The sequence below is a fragment of the Usitatibacter rugosus genome (assembly GCF_013003965.1).
Lineage (GTDB): Bacteria > Pseudomonadota > Gammaproteobacteria > Burkholderiales > Usitatibacteraceae > Usitatibacter > Usitatibacter rugosus.
In genome coordinates this window covers 3,928,098-3,948,209 of the sequence record NZ_CP053069.1, presented here as the reverse complement: position 1 = coordinate 3,948,209, position 20,112 = coordinate 3,928,098, and the positions used below count along the sequence as shown (strand labels likewise).

20 protein-coding genes are annotated in these 20,112 nt (G+C 68.8%); 8 read left to right on the top strand and 12 right to left on the bottom strand.

Annotated elements, in window-relative coordinates; translation table 11 throughout:
• Nucleotides 1-2: 2 nt before the first annotated feature.
• Complete coding sequence (gene murJ / locus DSM104443_RS18730) at nt 3-1,535, bottom strand: murein biosynthesis integral membrane protein MurJ (protein ID WP_171094988.1); 1,533 nt, start codon at nt 1,533-1,535, stop codon at nt 3-5.
• 94 nt (nt 1,536-1,629) lie between these two features.
• Between murJ and rpsT the strand changes: the two genes are divergently transcribed.
• The 7 genes from rpsT to DSM104443_RS18695 all read left to right on the top strand — a co-directional run bounded on the left by rpsT (nt 1,630) and on the right by DSM104443_RS18695 (nt 6,953).
• Entirely contained in the window at nt 1,630-1,902 is a 273-nt protein-coding gene (rpsT, locus tag DSM104443_RS18725; protein WP_171094986.1) for a 30S ribosomal protein S20, read from the top strand.
• A gap of 64 nt (nt 1,903-1,966) precedes the next feature.
• Nucleotides 1,967-3,169, top strand: coding sequence for an aspartate aminotransferase family protein (locus DSM104443_RS18720; RefSeq protein ID WP_246232358.1), 1,203 nt, complete (start codon nt 1,967-1,969; stop codon nt 3,167-3,169).
• On the top strand, nt 3,166-4,080 hold the full coding sequence (gene argF / locus DSM104443_RS18715) for an ornithine carbamoyltransferase (RefSeq protein WP_171094984.1): 915 nt from the start codon (nt 3,166-3,168) through the stop codon (nt 4,078-4,080). The genes DSM104443_RS18720 and argF overlap by 4 nt, the downstream gene beginning before the upstream one ends.
• A complete protein-coding gene (locus tag DSM104443_RS18710) occupies nt 4,077-4,970 on the top strand; it encodes a hypothetical protein (RefSeq protein ID WP_171094982.1) in 894 nt (297 codons plus the stop codon). The genes argF and DSM104443_RS18710 overlap by 4 nt, the downstream gene beginning before the upstream one ends.
• Nucleotides 4,967-5,551: a class I SAM-dependent methyltransferase gene (locus DSM104443_RS18705; RefSeq protein WP_171094980.1), complete on the top strand. Its 585-nt coding sequence runs from the start codon at nt 4,967-4,969 to the stop codon at nt 5,549-5,551. The genes DSM104443_RS18710 and DSM104443_RS18705 overlap by 4 nt, the downstream gene beginning before the upstream one ends.
• A gap of 8 nt (nt 5,552-5,559) precedes the next feature.
• Nucleotides 5,560-6,045, top strand: coding sequence for a YajQ family cyclic di-GMP-binding protein (locus DSM104443_RS18700; protein ID WP_171094978.1), 486 nt, complete (start codon nt 5,560-5,562; stop codon nt 6,043-6,045).
• A gap of 38 nt (nt 6,046-6,083) precedes the next feature.
• Nucleotides 6,084-6,953 carry an OmpA family protein gene (locus DSM104443_RS18695; RefSeq protein WP_171094976.1) on the top strand — a complete coding sequence of 290 codons (870 nt, stop codon included), beginning with the start codon at nt 6,084-6,086 and terminating at the stop codon, nt 6,951-6,953.
• Nucleotides 6,954-6,957: 4 nt separating this feature from the next.
• Here DSM104443_RS18695 and DSM104443_RS18690 read toward each other — a convergent pair whose 3' ends face one another.
• Complete coding sequence (locus tag DSM104443_RS18690) at nt 6,958-7,671, bottom strand: type 1 glutamine amidotransferase (protein ID WP_171094974.1); 714 nt, start codon at nt 7,669-7,671, stop codon at nt 6,958-6,960.
• Nucleotides 7,672-7,686: 15 nt separating this feature from the next.
• Between DSM104443_RS18690 and DSM104443_RS18685 the strand changes: the two genes are divergently transcribed.
• Entirely contained in the window at nt 7,687-8,325 is a 639-nt protein-coding gene (locus tag DSM104443_RS18685; RefSeq protein ID WP_171094972.1) for a retropepsin-like aspartic protease family protein, read from the top strand.
• Here DSM104443_RS18685 and folE2 read toward each other — a convergent pair.
• The 10 genes from folE2 to mshL all read right to left on the bottom strand — a co-directional run bounded on the left by folE2 (nt 8,322) and on the right by mshL (nt 20,034).
• Complete coding sequence (folE2, locus tag DSM104443_RS18680) at nt 8,322-9,116, bottom strand: GTP cyclohydrolase FolE2 (protein ID WP_171094970.1); 795 nt, start codon at nt 9,114-9,116, stop codon at nt 8,322-8,324. The genes DSM104443_RS18685 and folE2 overlap by 4 nt on opposite strands.
• A gap of 71 nt (nt 9,117-9,187) precedes the next feature.
• Nucleotides 9,188-9,931 (bottom strand): type II secretion system protein, encoded by a 744-nt coding sequence (locus tag DSM104443_RS18675; RefSeq protein WP_171094968.1) that lies wholly within the window; start codon nt 9,929-9,931, stop codon nt 9,188-9,190.
• Nucleotides 9,928-11,244 carry a hypothetical protein gene (locus DSM104443_RS18670; protein ID WP_171094966.1) on the bottom strand — a complete coding sequence of 439 codons (1,317 nt, stop codon included), beginning with the start codon at nt 11,242-11,244 and terminating at the stop codon, nt 9,928-9,930. The genes DSM104443_RS18675 and DSM104443_RS18670 overlap by 4 nt, the downstream gene beginning before the upstream one ends.
• Before the next feature lie 71 nt (nt 11,245-11,315).
• On the bottom strand, nt 11,316-11,681 hold the full coding sequence (locus tag DSM104443_RS18665) for a hypothetical protein (RefSeq protein WP_171094964.1): 366 nt from the start codon (nt 11,679-11,681) through the stop codon (nt 11,316-11,318).
• Nucleotides 11,674-12,285, bottom strand: coding sequence for a hypothetical protein (locus DSM104443_RS18660; protein ID WP_171094962.1), 612 nt, complete (start codon nt 12,283-12,285; stop codon nt 11,674-11,676). The genes DSM104443_RS18665 and DSM104443_RS18660 overlap by 8 nt, the downstream gene beginning before the upstream one ends.
• Nucleotides 12,282-13,901: a hypothetical protein gene (locus DSM104443_RS18655; RefSeq protein ID WP_171094960.1), complete on the bottom strand. Its 1,620-nt coding sequence runs from the start codon at nt 13,899-13,901 to the stop codon at nt 12,282-12,284. Before DSM104443_RS18655 ends, DSM104443_RS18660 begins: the two co-directional genes overlap by 4 nt.
• 3 nt (nt 13,902-13,904) lie before the next feature.
• A complete protein-coding gene (locus DSM104443_RS18650; protein WP_171094958.1) occupies nt 13,905-15,116 on the bottom strand; it encodes a type II secretion system F family protein in 1,212 nt (403 codons plus the stop codon).
• Nucleotides 15,117-15,132: 16 nt separating this feature from the next.
• Nucleotides 15,133-16,845: a GspE/PulE family protein gene (locus DSM104443_RS18645; RefSeq protein ID WP_171094956.1), complete on the bottom strand. Its 1,713-nt coding sequence runs from the start codon at nt 16,843-16,845 to the stop codon at nt 15,133-15,135.
• A gap of 4 nt (nt 16,846-16,849) precedes the next feature.
• Nucleotides 16,850-18,139, bottom strand: coding sequence for a tetratricopeptide repeat protein (locus DSM104443_RS18640; RefSeq protein WP_171094954.1), 1,290 nt, complete (start codon nt 18,137-18,139; stop codon nt 16,850-16,852).
• Nucleotides 18,136-20,034 carry a pilus (MSHA type) biogenesis protein MshL gene (mshL, locus tag DSM104443_RS18635; RefSeq protein ID WP_171094952.1) on the bottom strand — a complete coding sequence of 633 codons (1,899 nt, stop codon included), beginning with the start codon at nt 20,032-20,034 and terminating at the stop codon, nt 18,136-18,138. Before mshL ends, DSM104443_RS18640 begins: the two co-directional genes overlap by 4 nt.
• Between the last annotated feature and the right edge of the window lie 78 nt (nt 20,035-20,112).

The following is a 20,112-nucleotide window of genomic DNA, read 5'->3' as shown; positions in this document are numbered from 1 at the left end:
GGTCACGGGTTGCGCGAGAAGTGGCGCAGGCGGATGCCCATCAGCCACAGTGCGGCGAAATACGTCGCGGCGCCCAACGCGATCACGAGGCCGAGCTTCAGGGCGCGCGGGCCGACGGCGAGCTCGAACCACGACGACTCCCGGCCCATGGAGAACCAGAGCGCCCCGCCCATGAGGTACAGGGCCACTGCGAGCTTCATCAGGAACGCGGCCCAGCCCGGCTCGGCCACGTAGGTGCCGGAGCGGCGCATCAGGAACCAGAGCCAGCCCGCGTTGAACCACGCCGCGAGCGAGATCGAGAGCGCGAGGCCCGCGTGGCCGATGTAGGGGACCAGCAGGGCGTTGAACACCTGCGTCACGATGAGCGACGCGATGGCCACTTTGACGGGCGTGCGGATGTTCTGGCGCGCGTAGAAGCCGGGAGCGAGGACCTTCACCAGGATGAGCCCTCCCAGGCCCACGCCATACGCGATGAGTGCGCTGCGCGTCATGTAGGCATCGTGCTGCGTGAAGGCCCCGTGCCAGAAAAGCGTGGCCACCAGGGGCAGCGCCAGCATGGCGAGGCCGAGCGCCGCGGGAAGGGCGAGCAGCAGCGACAGGCGCAGGCCCCAGTCCAGCAGGCGCGAGTAGGCCGCGCGGTCGTCGGTCGCGTGGTGCCGGACGAGCGAGGGGAGCAGCACGGTCCCCAGCGCCACGCCCAGCAGCGCGGACGGAAACTCCATCAGCCGGTCGGCGAAATAGAGCCAGGACACCGCCCCGTCGCCCAGGTACGAAGCGATCTGCGTGTTGATGACGAGGCTGATCTGCGCCACGGACACACCGAGCACGGCCGGCGCCATGAGCTTGAGGATGCGCAGCACCCCTTCGTCCTTCGGATCCCAGCGCGGGCGCGGGAGCTGGCGCACGTGCGCGAGGAAAGGCACCAGGAAAGCGAGCTGGAGCACGCCGCCCAGGAACACCGCGACTGCGAGAGCGACGATCGGCTGCGGCAGGTGCGGGGAGAGCAGCACGATGCAGGCGATGAAGGAGACGTTCAGCAGCACCGGCGTGAAGGCCGGGGCCTTGAACGAGCCGAAGGTGTTGAGCAGCCCCGCGGCGAACGAGACGAGCGAGATGAAGAAGATGTACGGGAAGCAGATCCGCAGCATCGTCACCGTGAGCGCGAACTTGCCGGCGTCCTTCGCGAAGCCCGCGGCCGTGGCGTAGACGATGAGGGGGGCGGCGATCACGCCGATCGCGGTCGCGACGAAGAGGACCACGGACAGCAGCCCCAGCACTTTGCCTGCCAGCTCACGCGTCTTCTCGTCGCCGTGCTTCGCCCGGTATTCGCCGAGGATGGGAACGAACGCCTGCGTGAATGCGCCCTCCGCAAAGAGGCGGCGCAGCAGGTTGGGAATGCGGAACGCGACGGTGAATGCGTCGGTCGCGGCGCCGGCGCCGAAGAAGATGGCGATCAGCGTGTCGCGGATGAAGCCGGTGATGCGCGAGGCGAGCGTCATGGCGCTCACCGAGGCGGCCGCGCGGAGCAGGTTCATGCGCGTCCTAACACTTTGTTTTGTTGGGCCAAGCAGGGTATAATAGCAGGCTCATTTTCGTAGTCCTAAAATCTCAAGGATCGAGTCCAAGGCCATGGCCAACACCAAGCAGTCTGCAAAGCGCGCCCGCAAGTCCATCGACCAGCGCGGCAAGAACGTGAGCCTCCGTACCGCGCTTCGCACCGCGATCAAGAAGGTCCAGGTTGCCCTGGGCACGGGCGACGCCGCCCAGGCCTCGGCCGCGCTGAACGCCAACGCGGCGACCATCGACCGCACGGCGTCCCGCGGCATCATCCACAAGAACAAGGCCGCGCGACAGAAGTCCCGCCTCGCCAAGAAGGTCAAAGCGCTGTCGCAGAAGTCGTAGTAATCTGAGATTTCCGAGCGACGGCGGCCGAGGCCGCCGTTGCCATTTCTGGAGGACCGTCGTCATGAGCGCGTCGCAATACGTGATGAATACGTACAACCCCAACCCGGTCGCCTTCGCGCGCGGGGAAGGTGCCTACCTGTACGACACGGACGGCAAGCGTTACCTCGACGCACTGGCGGGCATCGCCGTGAACGGGCTGGGTTATGCCCACCCCACCTACACGAAGCGCATGCAGGAGCAGCTGGGCAAGCTCATCCACACCTCCAACCATTTCCGCGTCGTCGAGCAGGAGGCGCTCGCCGAGCGCGTCTGCAAGTTGGCGAAGATGGACAACGCCTTCTTCGCCAACTCCGGCGCCGAGGCCAACGAGTGCGCCATCAAGCTCGCGCGCCTCTACGGCCACCAGCGCGCCGTCGAGAACGCCTCGATCATCGTGATGGAGAAAGCCTGGCACGGCCGCACGCTCGCCACGCTCTCCGCCACGGGCTCGCGCAAGGCCCAGGCCGGCTTCGAGCCGTTGATGGGCGGGTTCGTGCGCGTGCCCTACAACGACTTCGCCGCCATCGAGCGCGTCGCCGAGCACAACCAGTCGATCGTCGCGATCCTCCTCGAGGTGCTGCAGGGCGAGGGCGGCATCCACGTCGCCAACGCGGGCTACCTGCAGAAGCTGCGCGAGATCTGCGACAGGAAGCAGTGGCTCCTGATGATCGACGAGGTGCAAAGCGGCATCGGGCGCACCGGCAAGTGGTTCGCGCACCAGTGGACCGACGTGGTCCCCGACGTCATGCCGCTCGCCAAGGGCCTGGGCTCGGGCGTGCCGATCGGCGCCTGCCTCGCGCGCGGCGCCGCGGCCAAGGTGTTCAAGCCGGGCAACCACGGCACGACCTTCGGCGGCGGGCCTTTCGTGTCGCTGGCCGGCCTGGTCACGCTCGACTGCATCGAGAAGGAAGGCCTGCTCGCCAACGCGGCGAAGCAGGGCGAGATCATCATGTCGGGCCTGAAGCGCGAGCTCTCCGGCGTCGCCGGCGTGAAGGACATCCGCGGCATGGGCCTCATGATCGGCCTCGAGCTCGACCGTCCGTGCGGCGCCATCGTGCAGAAGGCGCTCGCCCGCGCCCTCGTCACCAACGTCACCGCCGACAGCGTGATCCGCCTCGTGCCGCCGCTCGTCTACCAGGAAGCGCAGTCCAAGGAGCTGGTGTCGATCCTCGCCCCGCTCGTGAAGGAATTCCTCGCCGAGGCGCCCGCAGCCGCAGCGGCATGAAGCATTTCCTGCGCTTCTCCGACCTCAGCGTGGAAGAGGTGCAGCACCTCTTCGACCGCACGCGCACGTTGAAGGAGCGCTTCAAGAACTACGTCGTGTACCAGCCGCTCGTCGACCGCATGCTGGCCATGGTCTTCGAGAAGAGCTCCACGCGCACCCGCGTCTCGTTCGAGGCCGGCATCTACCAGATGGGCGGCTCGTCCATCGTGCTGAACATGGGCGAGACGCAGCTCGGGCGCGGCGAGCCGATCGAGGACGTGGCGCGCGTCGTCACGCGCATGGTCGACCTCGTGATGATCCGCACCTACGAGCAGTCGATCCTCGAGCGCTTCGCGGCGCACTCGCGCGTGCCGGTGATCAACGGCCTCACCAACGAGTACCACCCCTGCCAGATCCTCGCCGACGCGTACACGTTCGTGGAGCAGCGCGGCCCGCTGAAGGGCAAGGTCGTGGCCTGGGTCGGCGACGCGAACAACATGCTCTACACGTGGCTCGAAGCCGCGCCGCTGCTGGGCTTTCGCCTGCGCGTGGCCACGCCCGCGGGCTACGCGCTCGATCCGTCGCGCGTGCCGGCCAACGCTGCCGGCCTCTTCGAAGCCTTCACCGATCCGATGCGGGCGGTCGAGGGTGCGCACCTGGTCACCACCGACGTGTGGACCAGCATGGGCTTCGAGGCCGAGACGCAGAAGCGCCTCGAGGCCTTCAAGGGGTTCTGCGTGGACCGCGCGATGATGGCGCGCGCCGCCCCCGATGCCCTCTTCATGCATTGCCTCCCCGCGCACCGCGGAGAGGAAGTCGCCGCCGACGTGCTCGAAGGCCCGCAGAGCGTGGTCTGGGAAGAGGCCGAGAACCGCATGCACGTGCAGAAGGCCCTGATGGAGTACCTCTTGCTCGGAAAGGTGGAGTCATGAAACCGATCCTCGCGTTGTGCCTCGCGGGCGCGCTCGCGTTCGCCCCCGTCGTTTCGGCCCAGGACAACAAGGCCGCCGATCCCGCTCCCCCGCCGCCGAAACCCACCGTGTACGCGGTGGTGTCCGCCGTCGGGGGCGACCTCACGTTCGTGCGCCAGCGCGAGCAGGTCGGCTCGAACCGCGTGGACACGTACAACCGCCTCACCCTCCAGGTTCCCGATGCGAGCCTCGATGGCGCCGTCCTGCGCGGGCTGGCCAAGGTGCTGCGCAGCAACGAGCCCGACGCCGTCATCCACTACATGCGCCTGAACCCGAAGGAGCTGGAGGGCCTGCGCCCGCAGCAGAAGGGCGCGGTCGCGATCGGCAAGCTCGCCAAGGCCTTCGATGGCATGCCCGAGCGCCAGGGCTGGGACAAGATCGTGATCATCACGCCCGGCTACCTGCTTCCTGGGCACCGCGGCATGGGCTCCAAGCTGGGCGGCCTGGGGGTCTACGTGCAGCCGCTGTACTCCGCGACGGAGAACGCCACCGGCCCCATCGGCGGCGGCGTGGAGGATCTCGCGCCCGCCGGCGTTTCGGCCGAGGAGTCCGCGGTGACGCCCGACGGCGACTACACGCCCGCCAAGCGCTACATCGCGCCGTACTTCTACACGAAGCTCTGGATCCTCGATGCGAAGACGCTCACGGTCCTCGACTACGACGAGCGCTACGACTTCCAGAAGATCTACGACCCGAAGTGGACCGCGACGGACGTGCAGCGCAACTTCACTCCGGAGCAGATGGCCACGGCCGTCGATGCCTTCGTCGAGCGCTCGGCCGCGCGGTCGCTGCGCGAAGCGGTCGGCACCGTGACCGTGAGCGAACCCAAGCCGGTGACGCCAAGGCCGTGACGCAGAGCGTGCTCAACGTCGGCGGCAACAGCAAGCAGATCCCCCTCCCCCCGCACTACGAGGGCTGGCGGCACGACCTTCTCGACATCGACCCGCGCGGCGGTGCCGACGTTGTGTGCGATGCGCGCGAGCTCGCGACCCTGCCGGCGGCGGGCTACGACGCAGTCTGGTGTTCGCACAACCTCGAGCACTACTGGCGACATGACCTGCCGAAGGTCCTCGCCGGCTTCCTCCACGTGCTCAAGGCCGATGGCTTCGCGGAGGTGCGCGTGCCCGACATGAAGTCCGTGTTCGAGGCCATGCTGCAGCAGGGCCTGGACATCGACGACACGCTCTACGTCTCCCCCGCCGGCCCGATCACCGTGAACGACGTGATCTACGGCTACGGCAAGGAGATCGCCGACTCCGGCAAGGATTTCTACGCGCACAAGAACGGCTTCACCCGCAACTCGCTGACGGCGGTGTTGCGTAGCGCCGGCTTCACGGAGGTCTACACCGCTTCCAAGCCCTTCGAGGTGGCCGCGATCGCCTTCAAGGCGCGCCCCACACCCGGCCAGCGCGCCATCTTCCGCCTTCCCTAGGAGACCCCATGCCCTCGTTCGACATCGTCAGCGAAGCCAACATGGTCGAGGTGAAGAACGCCCTCGACACCGCCAACAAGGAAATCGCGAACCGCTACGACTTCAAGGGCTCCGACGCGCGCATCGAGCAGAAGGAGCAGGAGCTCACCGCCTACGCCGACGACGAGTTCAAGCTGGGCCAGGTGCGCGACGTCATGTACGGCAAGTTCGCCAAGCGCGGCGTGGACGTGCGCTTCCTCGAGGTCGGCGACATGGAGAAGATCGGCGGCGACAAGGTGAAGCAGAAGATCACCGTGAAGAAGGGCATCGAGCAGACGATCGCCAAGAAGATCGTGCAGATGTTCAAGGACAACAAGCTCAAGGTGACCGCCAGCATCCAGGGCGAGGCCGTGCGCGTAACTGGAGCGAAGAAGGACATCCTCCAGGAGGCGATCGCGATGGTGCGCGCCAACGTGAAGGACGTCCCCGTCGCCTTCGAGAACTTCCGCGACTGACGCGGGCTCCAGGCGGCGTCTCTGCCCGGGAGAAATCCATGTCGCTTCTTGCACGCCGTCTGTTCCGCCCGTTCCTCCTCGCCTTCGGTGCACTCGCACTCGCCTCCGCCGCGCTTGCCGCGGAGGACGCGCGCGGTGCCAAGGACCATCCGCTGCTCACGCGCTACCCCGGCTCGCACATCGTCGAGTACGAGAAGAACTACAACAGCGTGGAGTTCGCGACCGGCACCGCCAACGGCGAGCCGAAGCGCAAGGCCGTCGAGGGCGACGCCACGGTCCTCACGTACTTCCACAACGACGTGGACAAGCAGCCGAGCGCGCTCCAGGTGATCCGCAATTACCAGAACGCGGTGAAGGCGATCGGGGGCGAGGTCGTCTACGAGCGCCTGCCTCGCGACGGCGACGGCGGCGAGACCACGCTCCGGGTCGCCACCGGCGGCAAGGAAGTGTGGGTCCGTCTCGAGCCCGGCATCTTCAGCGCTCCGACGCAGAGCTACAAGCTGTGGGTGGTCGAGGTCGCCGCGATGCAGCAGGTGGTCACGGCCAACAAGCTGCTGGACGAGCTGAACCGCAACGGCTTCATCGCGCTCTACATCCCCTTCGACACCGGCAAGTGGGATCTCAAGCCCGAGGGCAAGGCCGCCGTCGCCGAGATCGTGGCGGCGCTCAAGTCCTCATCCGCGCTCAGGATCTCCATCGAGGGCCACACGGATAACGTGGGAACGGCGGCTGCCAACAAGGCGCTGTCCGAGAAACGTGCGCAAAGCGTGATGGCCGCCGTGGTGGCGGGCGGCGTCGACGCGAAGCGGCTGGCGGCCGCGGGCTTCGGGCAGGAAAAGCCCATCGCGGACAATCGCTCCGAAGAGGGCCGCGCGAAGAACCGCCGGGTGGAGCTGGTGAAGAAGTAGGGCGCTACGTCTCGAGCTTCGTGGCCCAGCGCGTGTAGAGCCGCTCGGCGACGTTCCTCAGCGCCGGCAAGCGCTCCGCCATCTGCGCCTGGATCGTCGCCACGTCTTGAACCGCGGGGCTTCCGCTCGCTTCGCGCACCTCGTCGCCGCCGGTGTCGCACCAGGAGCGGATCATCTCCGGCGTCATCTCCACGTGGCACTGCATGCCGAGGTGCCGGTCGCCCACGACGTAGGCCTGGTTGCGGCAGTGCGTGCCTCGCAGGATGCGCTCGCCGCTTTCGGGAATCGCGAAGGTCTCGCCGTGCCACTGGAACGTGGTGAACTCGCGCAGGTCGTTGCCGAGCCAGTTGCGGGCGAGCGAGGTGTCCTCGGCCTCGACGCGGTTCCAGCCGATTTCCTTCACCGCGTTCGCCTTCACCTCGGCGCCCAACGCGCGCGCGAGGAGTTGCCCGCCCAGGCAATGGCCGATCACCGGGACCTTGCGCCGGACGGCGTCGCGCATGAGGGAAAGCACGGGGCGCGTCCACGGCAGCTCGTCGTTGGCGCTCATCGGTCCGCCCATGAACGCGAGGCCCGCGTAGGGGCCGGCATCTTCGGGAACGGCCTCGCCTTCGTCCAACTTCACGAGCTTCCAGGCGAGCCGGCTGGTGTCGAGGAATGTGGCAAAATGGCCCGGCCCTTCGGTCCGCGCGTGGCGGAAGACGAGTACGGGCTTCACGATTTTCCCCTCTCCATGGTCCGCAATCTTATCGCGCTCGCGCTCCTGCTGGTGCCGTCTCTTGCGGCGGCCACGGACGTGACTGTCGTGGGCCTGTTCCCCGGCAAGGCCGTCGTCACGATCAACCGCGGGGCCCCGCGCACCCTGTCGGTCGGGCAGAAGACGGCCGAGGGCGTGGTCCTCGTGTCGGTCGACAAATCCTCCGCGGTGCTCGAGATCGACGGCAAGAAACAGTCGCTCGAGATGGGCCAGCACTTCGAGTCGGCTGCCTCCACGGGAGGGCTCAGCACCGTCACCATCGCCGCGGGCCAGGGCGGCCACTTCATGACGACCGGGCAGGTCAACGGCAACTCCGTGCGCTTCCTGGTCGACACGGGTGCCACGCTCGTGTCCATGTCCATTTCGGAGGCACGCCGCCTGGGCATCGACTACGAGAAGGGCCAGCGCGGCTACTCGTCCACTGCGGGCGGCGTCGTGCCGTCCTATCGCGTGAAGCTGGAATCGGTGTCGGTCGGGGGCATCACGCTGATGGGCGTGGAGGCTTCGGTGTCGGAATCGCCGGGGATGGACTTCATGCTGCTCGGCAACAGCTTCCTCAGCCGGACGGAGATGCGGCGCGAGGGCGAGATCCTCACCCTCACCAAGCGCTACTAGCGCTTCTCGATCATCGCGTAGGCGGAGTGGTTGTGGATCGACTCGAAGTTCTCGGACTCGACCACGTAGCCCTCGATGCGCGCGTCGGCGTTCAGGTCGGCCGCGATGTCGCGCACCATGTCCTCGACGAACTTCGGGTTGTCGTAGGCGTGCTCGGTGACGTACTTCTCGTCGGGGCGCTTGAGCAGCCCCCACAGCTCCGAGGACGCCTGGCTCTCGACCTTGTCGATCAGCTCCTCGATCCACACGAAGTCGTTGATGCGCGCGGCGATCGTCACGTGCGAGCGCTGGTTGTGCGCCCCGCGGTCGCTGATCTTCTTCGAGCACGGGCAGAGGCTCGTCACCGGGACCAGGACCTTCAGCGTGAAGGTCTCGACGCCGTCGGCGATCTCGCCGATGAAGGTGACCTCGTAGTCCATCAGGCTCTGGACGCCCGAGACCGGCGCCTTCTTGCTCACGAAGTACGGGAACGTCATCTCGACGTGGCCGCTCTGCGCCTCGAGCTTCTTCACCATCTCGCGCAGCATCGTGCGGAAGGTGTCGGGGGAGATCTCGCGCTCGTGGGCGTTCAGGATCTCCACGAAGCGCGACATGTGCGTGCCCTTGAAGTGGTGCGGCAGGCCCACGTACATGTCGAACATCGCGACCGTGTGTTGCACGCCGCCCGAGCGCTCGGCGACCTTCACCGGGTGGCGGATGGATTTGATCCCGACGCGGTCGATGGCCAGGTGCCGCGTGTCGGGCGTGGCCTGGACGTCGGGGATCGGAAGCTTGGCGTCACGGGGATTCATCCCGCCATTATAAACCGCGTCGACGATTCCCGACTGATTCAGTCGGGTAATGTCCCCATGCCCCGGAGGGGTCAGGGCAACCGGCCGGCGGCCATGAGGCGGCTGGCCAGGATCGCGGCGGGTACCCACGTCACGAGGTCGTCGAAGCCCGGCCCCGCCTCGTGCGCGACGAAGAGGCCGCTGCCGTCGATGTTGCGCGCGCTGTCGGCAGCCGGCGCCGCCTGGGCATCGGCGCCCAGCGACACCAGGACGAACGCCGCGCGGCGCGTGAGCTGGTTCGACGCGGGGCCGCACGATCCGCCGCCGATCGGCGAAGCGGACGAACAGATGAAGAGGAAGTGCGATGCGGCGCCGATCGCCGCGAGTCCCGAGGCCTGCAATCCGTTGGCGCGCGTGAACGGGCTCGTGACGGTGCCCACCGGCACACCCGCGACCGCGTAGCGAATGCGGTTGGCGCGCGAGCCCCAGGCGTCTCGCAGGAATCCTTCGTCGTCGAGCGGGGCCAGCCCGAGGGTGGCCGCGGGCAGGAAGCCGTCGTGGAAGCGCTCGCACTGGCCGTTCACCGCGTCGCCGCCGGGCGCGAAGCGTTCCTCGCCACGCGAAGCCTCGCTCGCGGGGCAGGGCAGGCGCCCGTGCGATGCGGCGAAGCCCAGCAGCGCCTCGCGTGCTTCGTCGAGGCGGCGATGCGTCTCGTCGATCCGGCGCAGTTGCACCTGCGCGGCGAACGGCATCGAGAGCCCCGCGGCGAGGAGTCCGATGACGAGGAGCACCACCATCACCTCGATCAGCGTGAAGCCCCGCAGCGCGCGCTTCACGGCGCCACCACCGCATCGTTGCGATCGGCGGCGGGAGGCGCCACGACGACGCGGTCGCACGGGCCCGGAGCGCATGGCGCACTCGGCACGCCGGCGCAACGCGGCTCCGGCGATGCGGGATTCAAACGCTCGAGCTCGCGGTGCGGGCCTTCGAGCCACTGGCGCACGTCGCCCTCGGCACCGGCTCCGTGGGATTGGCCCGCGAGCGGTGGACCGGCGACGAGGACCGCGGCCGGACGCGGCCCGCCCACCGGTCGGCCCCCGGCATCCACGGGCTGCACGTCGAGCGCATAGAACACATGCCGCCGCCACGCGTTCCACCACGCCGGACCTTCCTCCGGGGCGAGCTGGCAGGCGCGTGCGATTTCCACCGGCACGCGGCCGAAGCGGGCACCGGGCGTCGCATCGACGGACCCGCACGTCGCCGGTGCGGGCAATCCCTGGCCTCGCAGGCACTGCAGCACTTCCTGCGCCACGCGCTGCATCACGCGCGGCAGGAGGTCCGAGGGCGTGATGGCGACGATGCGGTCGTTCACCGCGAGCGTACCGTCGGCAAGCAGCACCGGACCGGCGATGAAGCCGTTCGCATTGACCGCGCGCGTGTCGGTGCGGTCGATGAAGTCGGCATTGTCTTCGTCGGCGAAGCGATCGCCCGGCGCCTTGTCGAGATAGCGCGCCGGATCGCCCGGTGCATCGCGGATCTGCAGGCGGCGTGTGCCGGCGGCATCCTCGATGCGATGCAACGGCGGCCCCGGTGCGATCACGACGGCGGCCGCGCCGCCCGCGCTCCCGCGGGCCGGATCGTCGAGGCGCCCGTCGTGCACGATGAGGCCGGTCGCGTCGCGCACGGTGATCGTGCCGAGTGCCGTGTCGGGCCCCATATCGACGCAGGTCGCGCTCGCCGCGCAATTGAGCAGCCCCTTGTGCCGCGTGGACACCGCGTACCAGAGCGGCTCGCCGTAACCGTCGCGCAACTGCGAGAGGCCGAGCGTCTTCCACGGCAGCCGGCCGAGGCGCTGCGCCTGGCCGCTGGCGCCCGCGAGCGATCCGCAGGTCGCCTCCGCCCAGCCGTCGTCGTCGAGGTCGGGGCAGGGGAGATAGCCGGGGCCGACTTGCGCATCGATCGGGCGGCTCGTCGCATAGGCGATCAGCGCTTCGCGGGCTTCGGCGAGCGCGCGGTCGCTGGCGCGATCGCGGGCCAGCCGCGCGGCCTGGCCCGTGAGGCCCGTGGTGAAAGCCACGGCCACGCCCAGCGCCAGCATCGCGGCCATCAACAGCAGGAGGTTTCCGCGCTCACGCGTCGTCGAGTCCATGCGACAACGCTACGTGCGCCGTGCGCGAGGCAGGGCCGGGAATGCCGAGCGGGTTTTCGCGATTCCGGGCGCTAGGGCTCGGAGTTCTTCTTCGAGGGAACGACCTTGATGTCGGACGGCGCGTTCTGCTCGAGGTCGCGCACGACGCGCGGATCGAAGAGCGGCGCGGTCTTGTCGCTCGACGGCGTGGCGATCGCGCGGCCGTCGATCCAGACGGTGTTGCGCCCGTCGCTGCGCTTCACGAACCCCGTGACTTCCGGGGCATAGGATCGCGACGCGATGGGAGAGGTGGCGGTGGCGGGAGGCGTGGCCGGCTCGCCGCGGCGCAGCGCGTCCAGGCGCGCGCGTTCCTCGGCGGTATGGAAGAGCGTGCCCAGGTCCGCGGACATCGCCGGCAGTGCGAGGGCGAGGAGCGCGGCCAGGAGGCCCTTACCCACGGGGCGCTCCTTTCTTTTCCTTCAGCGTGATCCACTCGAGCGTGCATTCGGCTTCCACGCGCGGCTGCAGCGTCGTCGGCGGCTGGTCGACGATGCGCTTCATCACGCAGCGGTCCACCGGATAGAGGCCGCGCGGCGAGCGCGCGAGCTCCTCGACGAAGGCGAGCAGGTCGCCTTCGTGCAACGCCCGTGCGCGCAGCTTCACGCGGCTGGAGAGCACCTCGACGGAACCGAACTGGCTTCCGGGCAGCGCGCGCTGCGGGGCGATGTCGTATTCGAGCGCGAGCAGGTTGTGGCGGCGGCGCAGCTCCGCGACCAGCTCCACGAGGTCGAGGCGGCGCTCGTCCTGCAGGATGCCGCGCTCGACCAGCGCGCGGAACACCTCGGCGGACTCGGCGAGGTTGTCGCGCTCGCGGCGCGCGCCGTCCAGGCGCGTCCTCGCGTCGCGCACGCGCTTGTCCGCGGCCGTGCCGTCGCGAACGTCGCGCTCGGTGATCCAGTGGCCGCCCACGCCGACGGCGACCGCGGCGGCCACCGCGAGGCCGAGGAGGATCCACGAGGCGCGCAGCGCGCGGAAGCCCTCCGCGGTGAAGAGCGTGTTCATGGCGCCGCCCGTTCGCGCACCACGCGCACCGTGAAGCGGGCTTCGGTGGAGGTGGGCTCGGTCTCACCCAGGCGTCCCTGCACGCTCGTGCCGGGGCGCATGTCGAGCGGGCTCTCGGAGACGATCGCCTTGTAGCCCGGGACCTTCGCGATGTCGGCCGCGAGCTGGTCGACCTCGCCCAAGGCCGAGCGGAAGTCGGCGCCGTCGACGCGCACGCTGCCTTCGAGCAGCGCCACCTGGAAGCGGCCGCTCGCGAACGGCGCGTCAGGGCTCTCGGGCGCAACCGCGGCGGGTGCCGCCTCGCCCGGCCGCCGCAGCGTGCGCACGGACGGCGTGTTGCGCAGGTTCGTGGGCGGCAGGGTGGGCGTGGCCGTTGCGTCGTTGGCCGTCTGCCACGCGACCTGCAGCAGGCGCACGCGCGGGTGCGCGGCCATCACTTCCGAGATCGGGAAGAGGAAGTCGGTGAGCGTCGGATAGCCGCGGATGCTGTTGTTGTAGAAAGCCACCGAATCGCGCATCGCGGCGCCGCCCACGCCGCGCGATGGCAGCGAGCGCACGATCTCGTCGTACTCGCGGTTGAGGGACTGCAGCTGCTGCGCGGAGCGCGAATCCATGCGATCCGCGTCGATCACGCGGCTCGCGACGTAGCCGCCCCAGGCGACACCGCCCACCAGCACGGCGACCGAGACCTGGTTGATCAGCAGCCGGGCGCGGCGGCGCGTGGCATCCGTGCGCAGCTCGGGCGAGGCGAAGTGGTTGGGCACCGGCCGGCGCAGGAACAGGTGCACCAGCACTTCCTCCGCGGAGGAGCCGAGCGGCGGGGGCTTCAGCCCCAGCTTGGCCGCGACCTGCTCGATGTCGAGGAGGCGGTACTGGATCTGCGCGAAGTCGCGCAGCGCCGGCTCGATGGCGGGGCGGTCCTTCGGGTGCACCAGCACGCAGACCTCGAGGCGGTCCTGCGCCCCGAAGTGGCGGAGGCTGTCCAGGTACTGCCAGGTGCGCGTCGTTTCCTCCGCCAGCATCGCGCCCAGCGACTGGCCTTCCTCGAGGTCGACGGGCGTGAGGCGCGAGAAGCGGATCTCGCGGTCGCGGAAATACGTCTGGCGCACCGCCTCGCCGGGCGTGAACGTCACGAGCAGCGCGTGGGGGAACACGAGGTCGAGCGCGGCGAGCAGGTTGCCGCTGAACACCGCCGCCGAGTGGATGCCGGCGAGCGGCGCGTGCAGGCGCTCGATCGCCTCGAGCCACGGGCGCAGCACCTCGGGGTTGGTGATCGCGGTGTAGAGCACGCGGTCGTCGCGCCGGCCCTCGGTCTCGCGGCCGAGCTGCATCGCGTACTTGTAGGGCGTGCCGCGGAAGATCTGCCCGACCTTGCGGGCGATGATCTGGTCGCGGTCGCGTGCGCCCACGTGCGGGATCGTGTCGAGGCGGAAGTCCTCCTCGGCGAGGTCGGTGATGATGTGGGTCGGCACGTCCTGCATGGTGCGCAGGTGGCGCTCGAAGTCCTCCATGCCCTCGCCCGACACGGCGAACTCGCGGCGCGCCACGAGCCGCCCGCCGCGCGCGGTGAGGCTCACCATGCGCGTGTTCGTGAGGTAGAGGAAGTGGCTCGCCATGGGCTAGCGCATCGTCTTGCCGATGTTGCCGATGACGTCGTAGATCGGCAGGAACACGGCGTAGAGGATGCCGCCGATCAGCACGCCCAGCACCACGGTGGTCGCGGGCCCGAGCAGCTGCTGCATGCGCGCGATGCTCTCGCGCACCTGGCGGTTGTAGAAGTAGCTCACGTTGAGCAGCGCCGAGTCGAGGCCGCCCGTGGACTCGCCCACGCGGAGCATCCGGATCACGAGCGGCGGGAAGAGCTTGGTCGCGGTGAAGGCCTGGGTGATGCCCTGGCCTTCGGAGATGCCGCGGCCCACGCGCTGCAGGCCCTCCTCCATCACGCGGTTGCCGACGATCTTCTCGCAGATGGAGATGCACTCCAGCACGCTGATGCCCGAGCGGTAGAGCATGGCGAAGAAGGTCGAGAAGCGCGCGAGGATGATCTTCTGCCGGATCGGCCCCAGCACCGGGATCTTGAGCGCGACGAGGTCGATCCTGCGCCGGGTGCGGTCGTCGGTGCGCGACATGATCCACACCGCGGCGGCCGCGACGAAGGGGATGCCCAACAGCAGGTACCACCAGCGCACGAACACCGAGGAGATGAAGAGCAGGGCCTCGGTTTCCTTCGGCAGCTTGGGCGAGAGCGTCTTGAAGGCCGAGGCGAGCTGCGGAACGAGGAAGGTCATCAGCACGAAGATCACGGCGATCACGACCACGAACACGATGGCGGGGTAGACGAGCGCCTTCTTCGCCTGGCTCGACATTTCGTCCTGCCACTTGATGTTCTCGGAGAGCTCGTCCAGGACCTCGGTGAGGTTGCCGCTCTTCTCTCCGGCGGAGACGAGCGAGACGAACACGCCGTCGAAGATGTACGGATGGTGGGCCATCGCCTCGGAGAGCTTCTGGCCGCCCTCGATGTCCTCGATCAGGCTCGCCACCACCTGCTTGAAGCCCGCGTTCTCGAGCGAATCGCGGAGATCGGTCAGCGCCTCGAGGATGTTCACGCCGGCGCGCAGCAGCTGCGAGAGGTGGAAGCAGAAGGTGATCAGCTCTTCGCGCGAGACGCGCCGCGTGCGAGCCGCGACGCTCTTCCTCGCGGCTTCGAACGTGACGAGGTCGAGGCCCAGGCGCTTGAGGCGAAGCTCGAGGTCGACCGAGTTGACCGCGTCGAGGTTGCCCGACGAGAGGTTGCCTTCGGCGTCGACCGCGCGGTAGGCGAAGAGCGCCACGGCGGAGCGTCCTTGCCTAGATCACGCGGTCGGTCAGGTCGACCACGCGCGAGATTTCGTCCAGGCTGGTGTGGCCCTGCAGGACGCGGCTGATCGCATCGTCGGCGAGCGTGCGGAAGCCCCTGGCCGTGGCCGCCGCGCGGATCTCGCGTCCCGTGGCCCGGCGCGCGATCAGCTCGTCGATTTCGGCGTCGAGCTTGAAGAGCTCCATCAGCGCCGCGCGGCCGCGGTAGCCGATGTTGTCGCAGCGGGCGCAGCCCACGGCCTGGTAGACCGGCCGTGCGTCGTCCTCCGCCATGCCGAGGATGCGGCGCGTCCCTGGATCCGGCGCGGTGGGGGCCTTGCAGTGCGCGCAGAGCCGGCGCAGCAGGCGCTGGGCGATCACGCCGATGATGTTGCCGGCCATGATGTCGGGGAGCACGCCGAGATCCATCAGGCGCGGGATGGCGCCGATCGAGGAATTGGTGTGCAGCGTGGAGTAGACCTGGTGGCCCGTCATCGCGGCGCGGAAGGCCATCTCGGCCGTCTCCTGGTCGCGGATCTCGCCCACGAGGATGACGTCCGGATCCTGCCGCATCATCGAGCGGATGCCGCTCGCGAAGTCCAGCTTCACGACCTCGTTCACCGAGGTCTGGCGGATCATCGCCATCGGGTATTCCACCGGATCCTCGAGGGTCATGATGTTGATGCCCTCGGTGTTGATGTACGACAGGATCGAGTAGAGCGTGGTCGTCTTGCCCGAGCCCGTGGGGCCGGTGACGAGGATGATGCCCTCGGGACGCGCCAGCATGAGCTTCAGCGTCTTCTGGTCGTCGGGGGCCAGGCCCAGGTCGTCGATGGGCACGATGCCCTTGTCGCGGTCGAGGATGCGCAGCACGAGGTTCTCGCCGTGCGTCGTCGGCTGGGACGACACGCGGAAGTCGACCTGGTGGCCCGAAAGCATGAGCGAGATGCGCCCGTCCTGCGGCGCGCGGGTCTCGGCGATGTTCATGTTGCTCATCACCTTGAGTCGGACCACCATCGCGGCCCAGTAGTTCTTGTGCAGCGAGCGGATCTGGCGCAGCACGCCGTCGATCCGGTAGCGGATGCGCAGGAACCCCTGCTCGGGCTCGAAGTGGATGTCGGAGGCGTTCCTCTTCACCGCGTCGTTCAGCAGCGCGTCGACCAGTCGCACGACCGGCTGCGAGTACTCGTCGAAGTCGGTGGCGAGCGACTGGTAGTCGATCTCGCCGGTCTCGATCTCGTTCAGGATCCCGTCGATCGAGAGCTCGAAGCCGTAGTGGTGCTCGATGCCGATGGTGATGTCGGATTCGCGCGCCAGCACCTGCTCGATGCGCAGCTCCTCGCGGGCGAGGGCGCGGATCTGGTCCAGGGCCACGACGTTGGCCGGATCCGAGACGGCGATCAGCAGCGTCTTCTTCTCGAGGTCGTAGCTCACCGGCAGCACGTGGTACCTGCGCGCCATGTCCTTGGGCACGAGCGCGATCGCGGCCGGGTCGACGATGGTGTTCTCCAGGTCGATCGACACCTGGCCCAGCGTCTCCGAGAGGATGTCGCGGATCGTGGCCTCGGTCACGAAGCCCAGCGTCACGAGCACCTTGCCCAGCGGCGACTTGAACTTCTTCTGCTCCGTGAGGGCGATGTTCAGCTGGTCCTGGCTGATGATGCCCTTGGTGAGCAGCGTCTGGCCCAGCGGGACCTGCGCGATCGGGGGTTGGAGGGAGCCCATGGTCCTAGCGCCTCAGGTCCGCGGCGCGGCGCTCGGCCGCGCGCGTGTCGAATTGCACGGGGCGGCCGTTCGCTTGCGCGAGCGCTCGGCCGTAGTACTCGGCGGCGAGGCGCGGCTGCTTCAGGTTATCCAGCGCGACCGCGAGGTTGAAGAGCACGTCGGCGTTGTCGGGCTCGAGCCGGTGCGCCTCGAAGTAGACGGACTGCGCCTCGGTCCAGCGCCGCTGAGAGGCGTAGAGGTTGCCGAGCGCGACCTGCAGCGGAGCGCTGTTCGGGTAGCGCTGGATGTCGGCCTGGAGGCTCGACTCGAGCGCCTCGGGGCGCGAATAGTCGGAGACGGCGGCGAGACCTGCCAGGGCGGCGGTGTTGCGTGGATCGGCCGTGAGCACGCGTCGATAGCCGCGCGCGGCGGCGGCGCGCTCGCCGGAGCGGGCGTCGATCGTGGCCAGGCCCAGCAGCGCATCGATGCTGTTGGGGTCGGAGGCGAGAGCCGCGAGGTAGCTGCGGCGCGCGGCGTCGAGGTTGCCGCGCACGAGCCACTCGTAGCCCGCGCTCACGTCGTTCGCGACGCGGGGTTGCTCGGCCGACTTCGCGAGGCGGACCGGCCCGGGCGGCGCGGTGGAGCGCTGCGCGTTTTCCTGCAGCAGGCCGGCGACGGCGGTGTCCGCGTTGTTCGTCGGGACCGGGGCGCGGTTCGAACCGGCGGCCGCGGTCTCGCTGCGCGCGCGCGGGGCTGATCCTGGCGCCACGCCGCTGGCCGGCGGCGGCACCGGTGCCGCGGGCGGCATCAACGGGGCGGGCGGCTCGACGGGGGCCGGCAGCGACGTGATCGGCGTCACGTTGCGGATCACCGAAGAGGACGTGACGGGCGGCGGCGCGGAAGGGCGTGCGGGCGATGCTTGGCGCGGTGTGTTGATGGCGTTCAGCTGCAGCCACACGTAGGCGCCGCCGGCGATGATCAGCATCACGATCACCGCGGCGCCGACGAAGAGCGGGGCCTTGGACGGCGCGCCCTGGGCCGGGCGCGGCACCTTCGCGGCGAAGATCGCCTGCGCATTGGCGCGGTCGCCCGCGGCCGGCGCGGCGGGTTGGGCCGTGGACGATGTCGAGGAGAACGCGGGCCCGGAGGCCGGCATGAGCATCGAAGCGCGCGCGGATTCCATCGACTCGAGCTCGAAGGCCGCGGTGCTGCGCGACAGAGGCGGCTCGGCCGCGGGTTTCGCGCTCGCGGGTTCGCCTTGGCGAGCGAGCTTTTCCTGCTCGGCGCGCTTGAGGGCGTCGAGCAGGAGGCTCACGGCTGGCCTCCTGGCGGGGGCGGCACCACCGGGTTGGGCGTGAGGTCGTACTTGCGCTCTTCCATGCGCTTCATCGCCTCGTCGAACGCGGGGACGGGGCCCTGCGTGTCGCGGAAGAACTCCGTGCCAGGGAGGTAGCGCGAGTAGCCCGGGAGGTCGCCCTCGACGGTGCCCTCGCGCACGACGATCGGGCGCAGGAAGATCACGAGCTCGCTCTTCTTCGAGGTGTCGTCGCGGTACGCGAAGGCGTCGCCGAAGATGGGGATGCGCGAGACGATGGGCACGCCGGTGCGGTTGCCCTCGAAGCTGTCCTGCATGAGGCCGCCCAGGATCGCGGTCTGGCCGCTCGACACGCGCAGCACCGATTCGAACTCGCGCGACTGGATCTCGGGAATGCGGCTCTGCACGTTGGCGCGCGCGAGGTCCGGGTTCGGGTCGTTCACGTAGCCGATGATCCGCGAGATCGAGGGGCGCACGTTGAGGACCACGACGTCGTTCTCGCTGATCTGCGGCGTCACGTTCATCACGAAGCCCACCGGCACCACGTTCTGCGTCGAGGTGTACACGATGATCGCATTGGCGTTGGTGTTGCCCGGCGTGACCTGCGCGGTGATCGTGAAGTAGACGCGGTTGTCGACCACCTTGAGGATCGCGGTCTGGTTGTTCAACGCCATGATCTTCGGGCTGGACAGCACGCGCGTCTTGCCGAAGGTGTCGAGCAGCTTCACGGTGCCCGAGATCGAGCCGCCCAGCGGGGCGTTGGGGTTGTTGTACGTCGCCGAGAAGAACGGATTCGGCGCGGCGAGGTTGGTGGTGGTGAGGCTCTGGCGGAACGAGTAGCCCAGGCCGTCCAGGGCGAGCGAGGACCAGTCCACCCCCGACTGGTACTGGTCGGAGAGCAGCACCTCGACCACCGTGGCCTCGATCATCACCTGGCGGCGCGCGGAACCGGTCACCTGCGTGATGAACTCACCGACGCGCTCGTGCTGCCGGCCGGTGGCGCGCACGGTGAGGATGCCGGTCTCGGGATTCACGATCACCGACGCGGCCTCGCGGAAGGTGAGGCGAGACTCGGTGTACTCGGCGGTCTGGGGGTTCGGGGCCTCGGCCGTCACGGAAGCCACCGTGCCCGCGGCGCCGGGCACCGTTGCGGCATTGGACGGCGTGCGGCGCACGGCCCGCGCGGGCTGGCCGGTGGCGCGGCCCTGCACGAATGTCTCGGTGCTGCCTTCGGGAAGCTGCTTGTCCGTCTCGCGCAGCATGTCCTTGATGTTGCGCTCGAGTGTTTCCCAGAAGCGGTTCTTCTGCGTGAGCTCGACCTTCATGAGCGAGCTGTTCTGCGACGAGGAGCTCGAGTAGCCCGACGACGAGCCGCCGGTGCTGCCCGACGATCCCGAGCCGGGCCCCACGACCTGGCTCTGCACGCCGATCGTGCCGGTCACGTCGCGCGACATGTTCACGTAGTCGACGCGATAGCTCTTGAGGTAGGGCGAGTCGGGCATGACGCTGATCGTCTGGCCCTCGTGTTCCCAGCGGATGTCCACCTGCTTCTGGATGCGGTTCAGGATCTGGGGGAGGGTCTGGTCGATGGCGTTCAGCGTGATGGCGCCCTCGACCCCCGGATGGATGTCGAAGTTGATGCTGGTGTCGCGGGCGATGGCGAGCAGGACATCCCGGACGCTCTGGTTGGCCACGACGACCGAATAGCGGAGGTCCATCGGGCGCGACTCGGGCGGCGGCGGCAGGGGGACGGCTCGGACCGGCTGGGGGATCTGGGTGGCGGCTCCGACGGGCGGAGCGACAACGAGGTGGGCGTCCGGTTGCGCGATCGGTTGCGTGCCACAACCTCCGAGCACGACAAGCAGTGCGGTCAGGGGCGCGACAAAACGGCGCATGGGGCAGGTTTCGTGGGCGTAAGTGATTGTTTTATGAATAGAAAGCGCCTTACACCTACTTTATAGCCTACCCCCGGG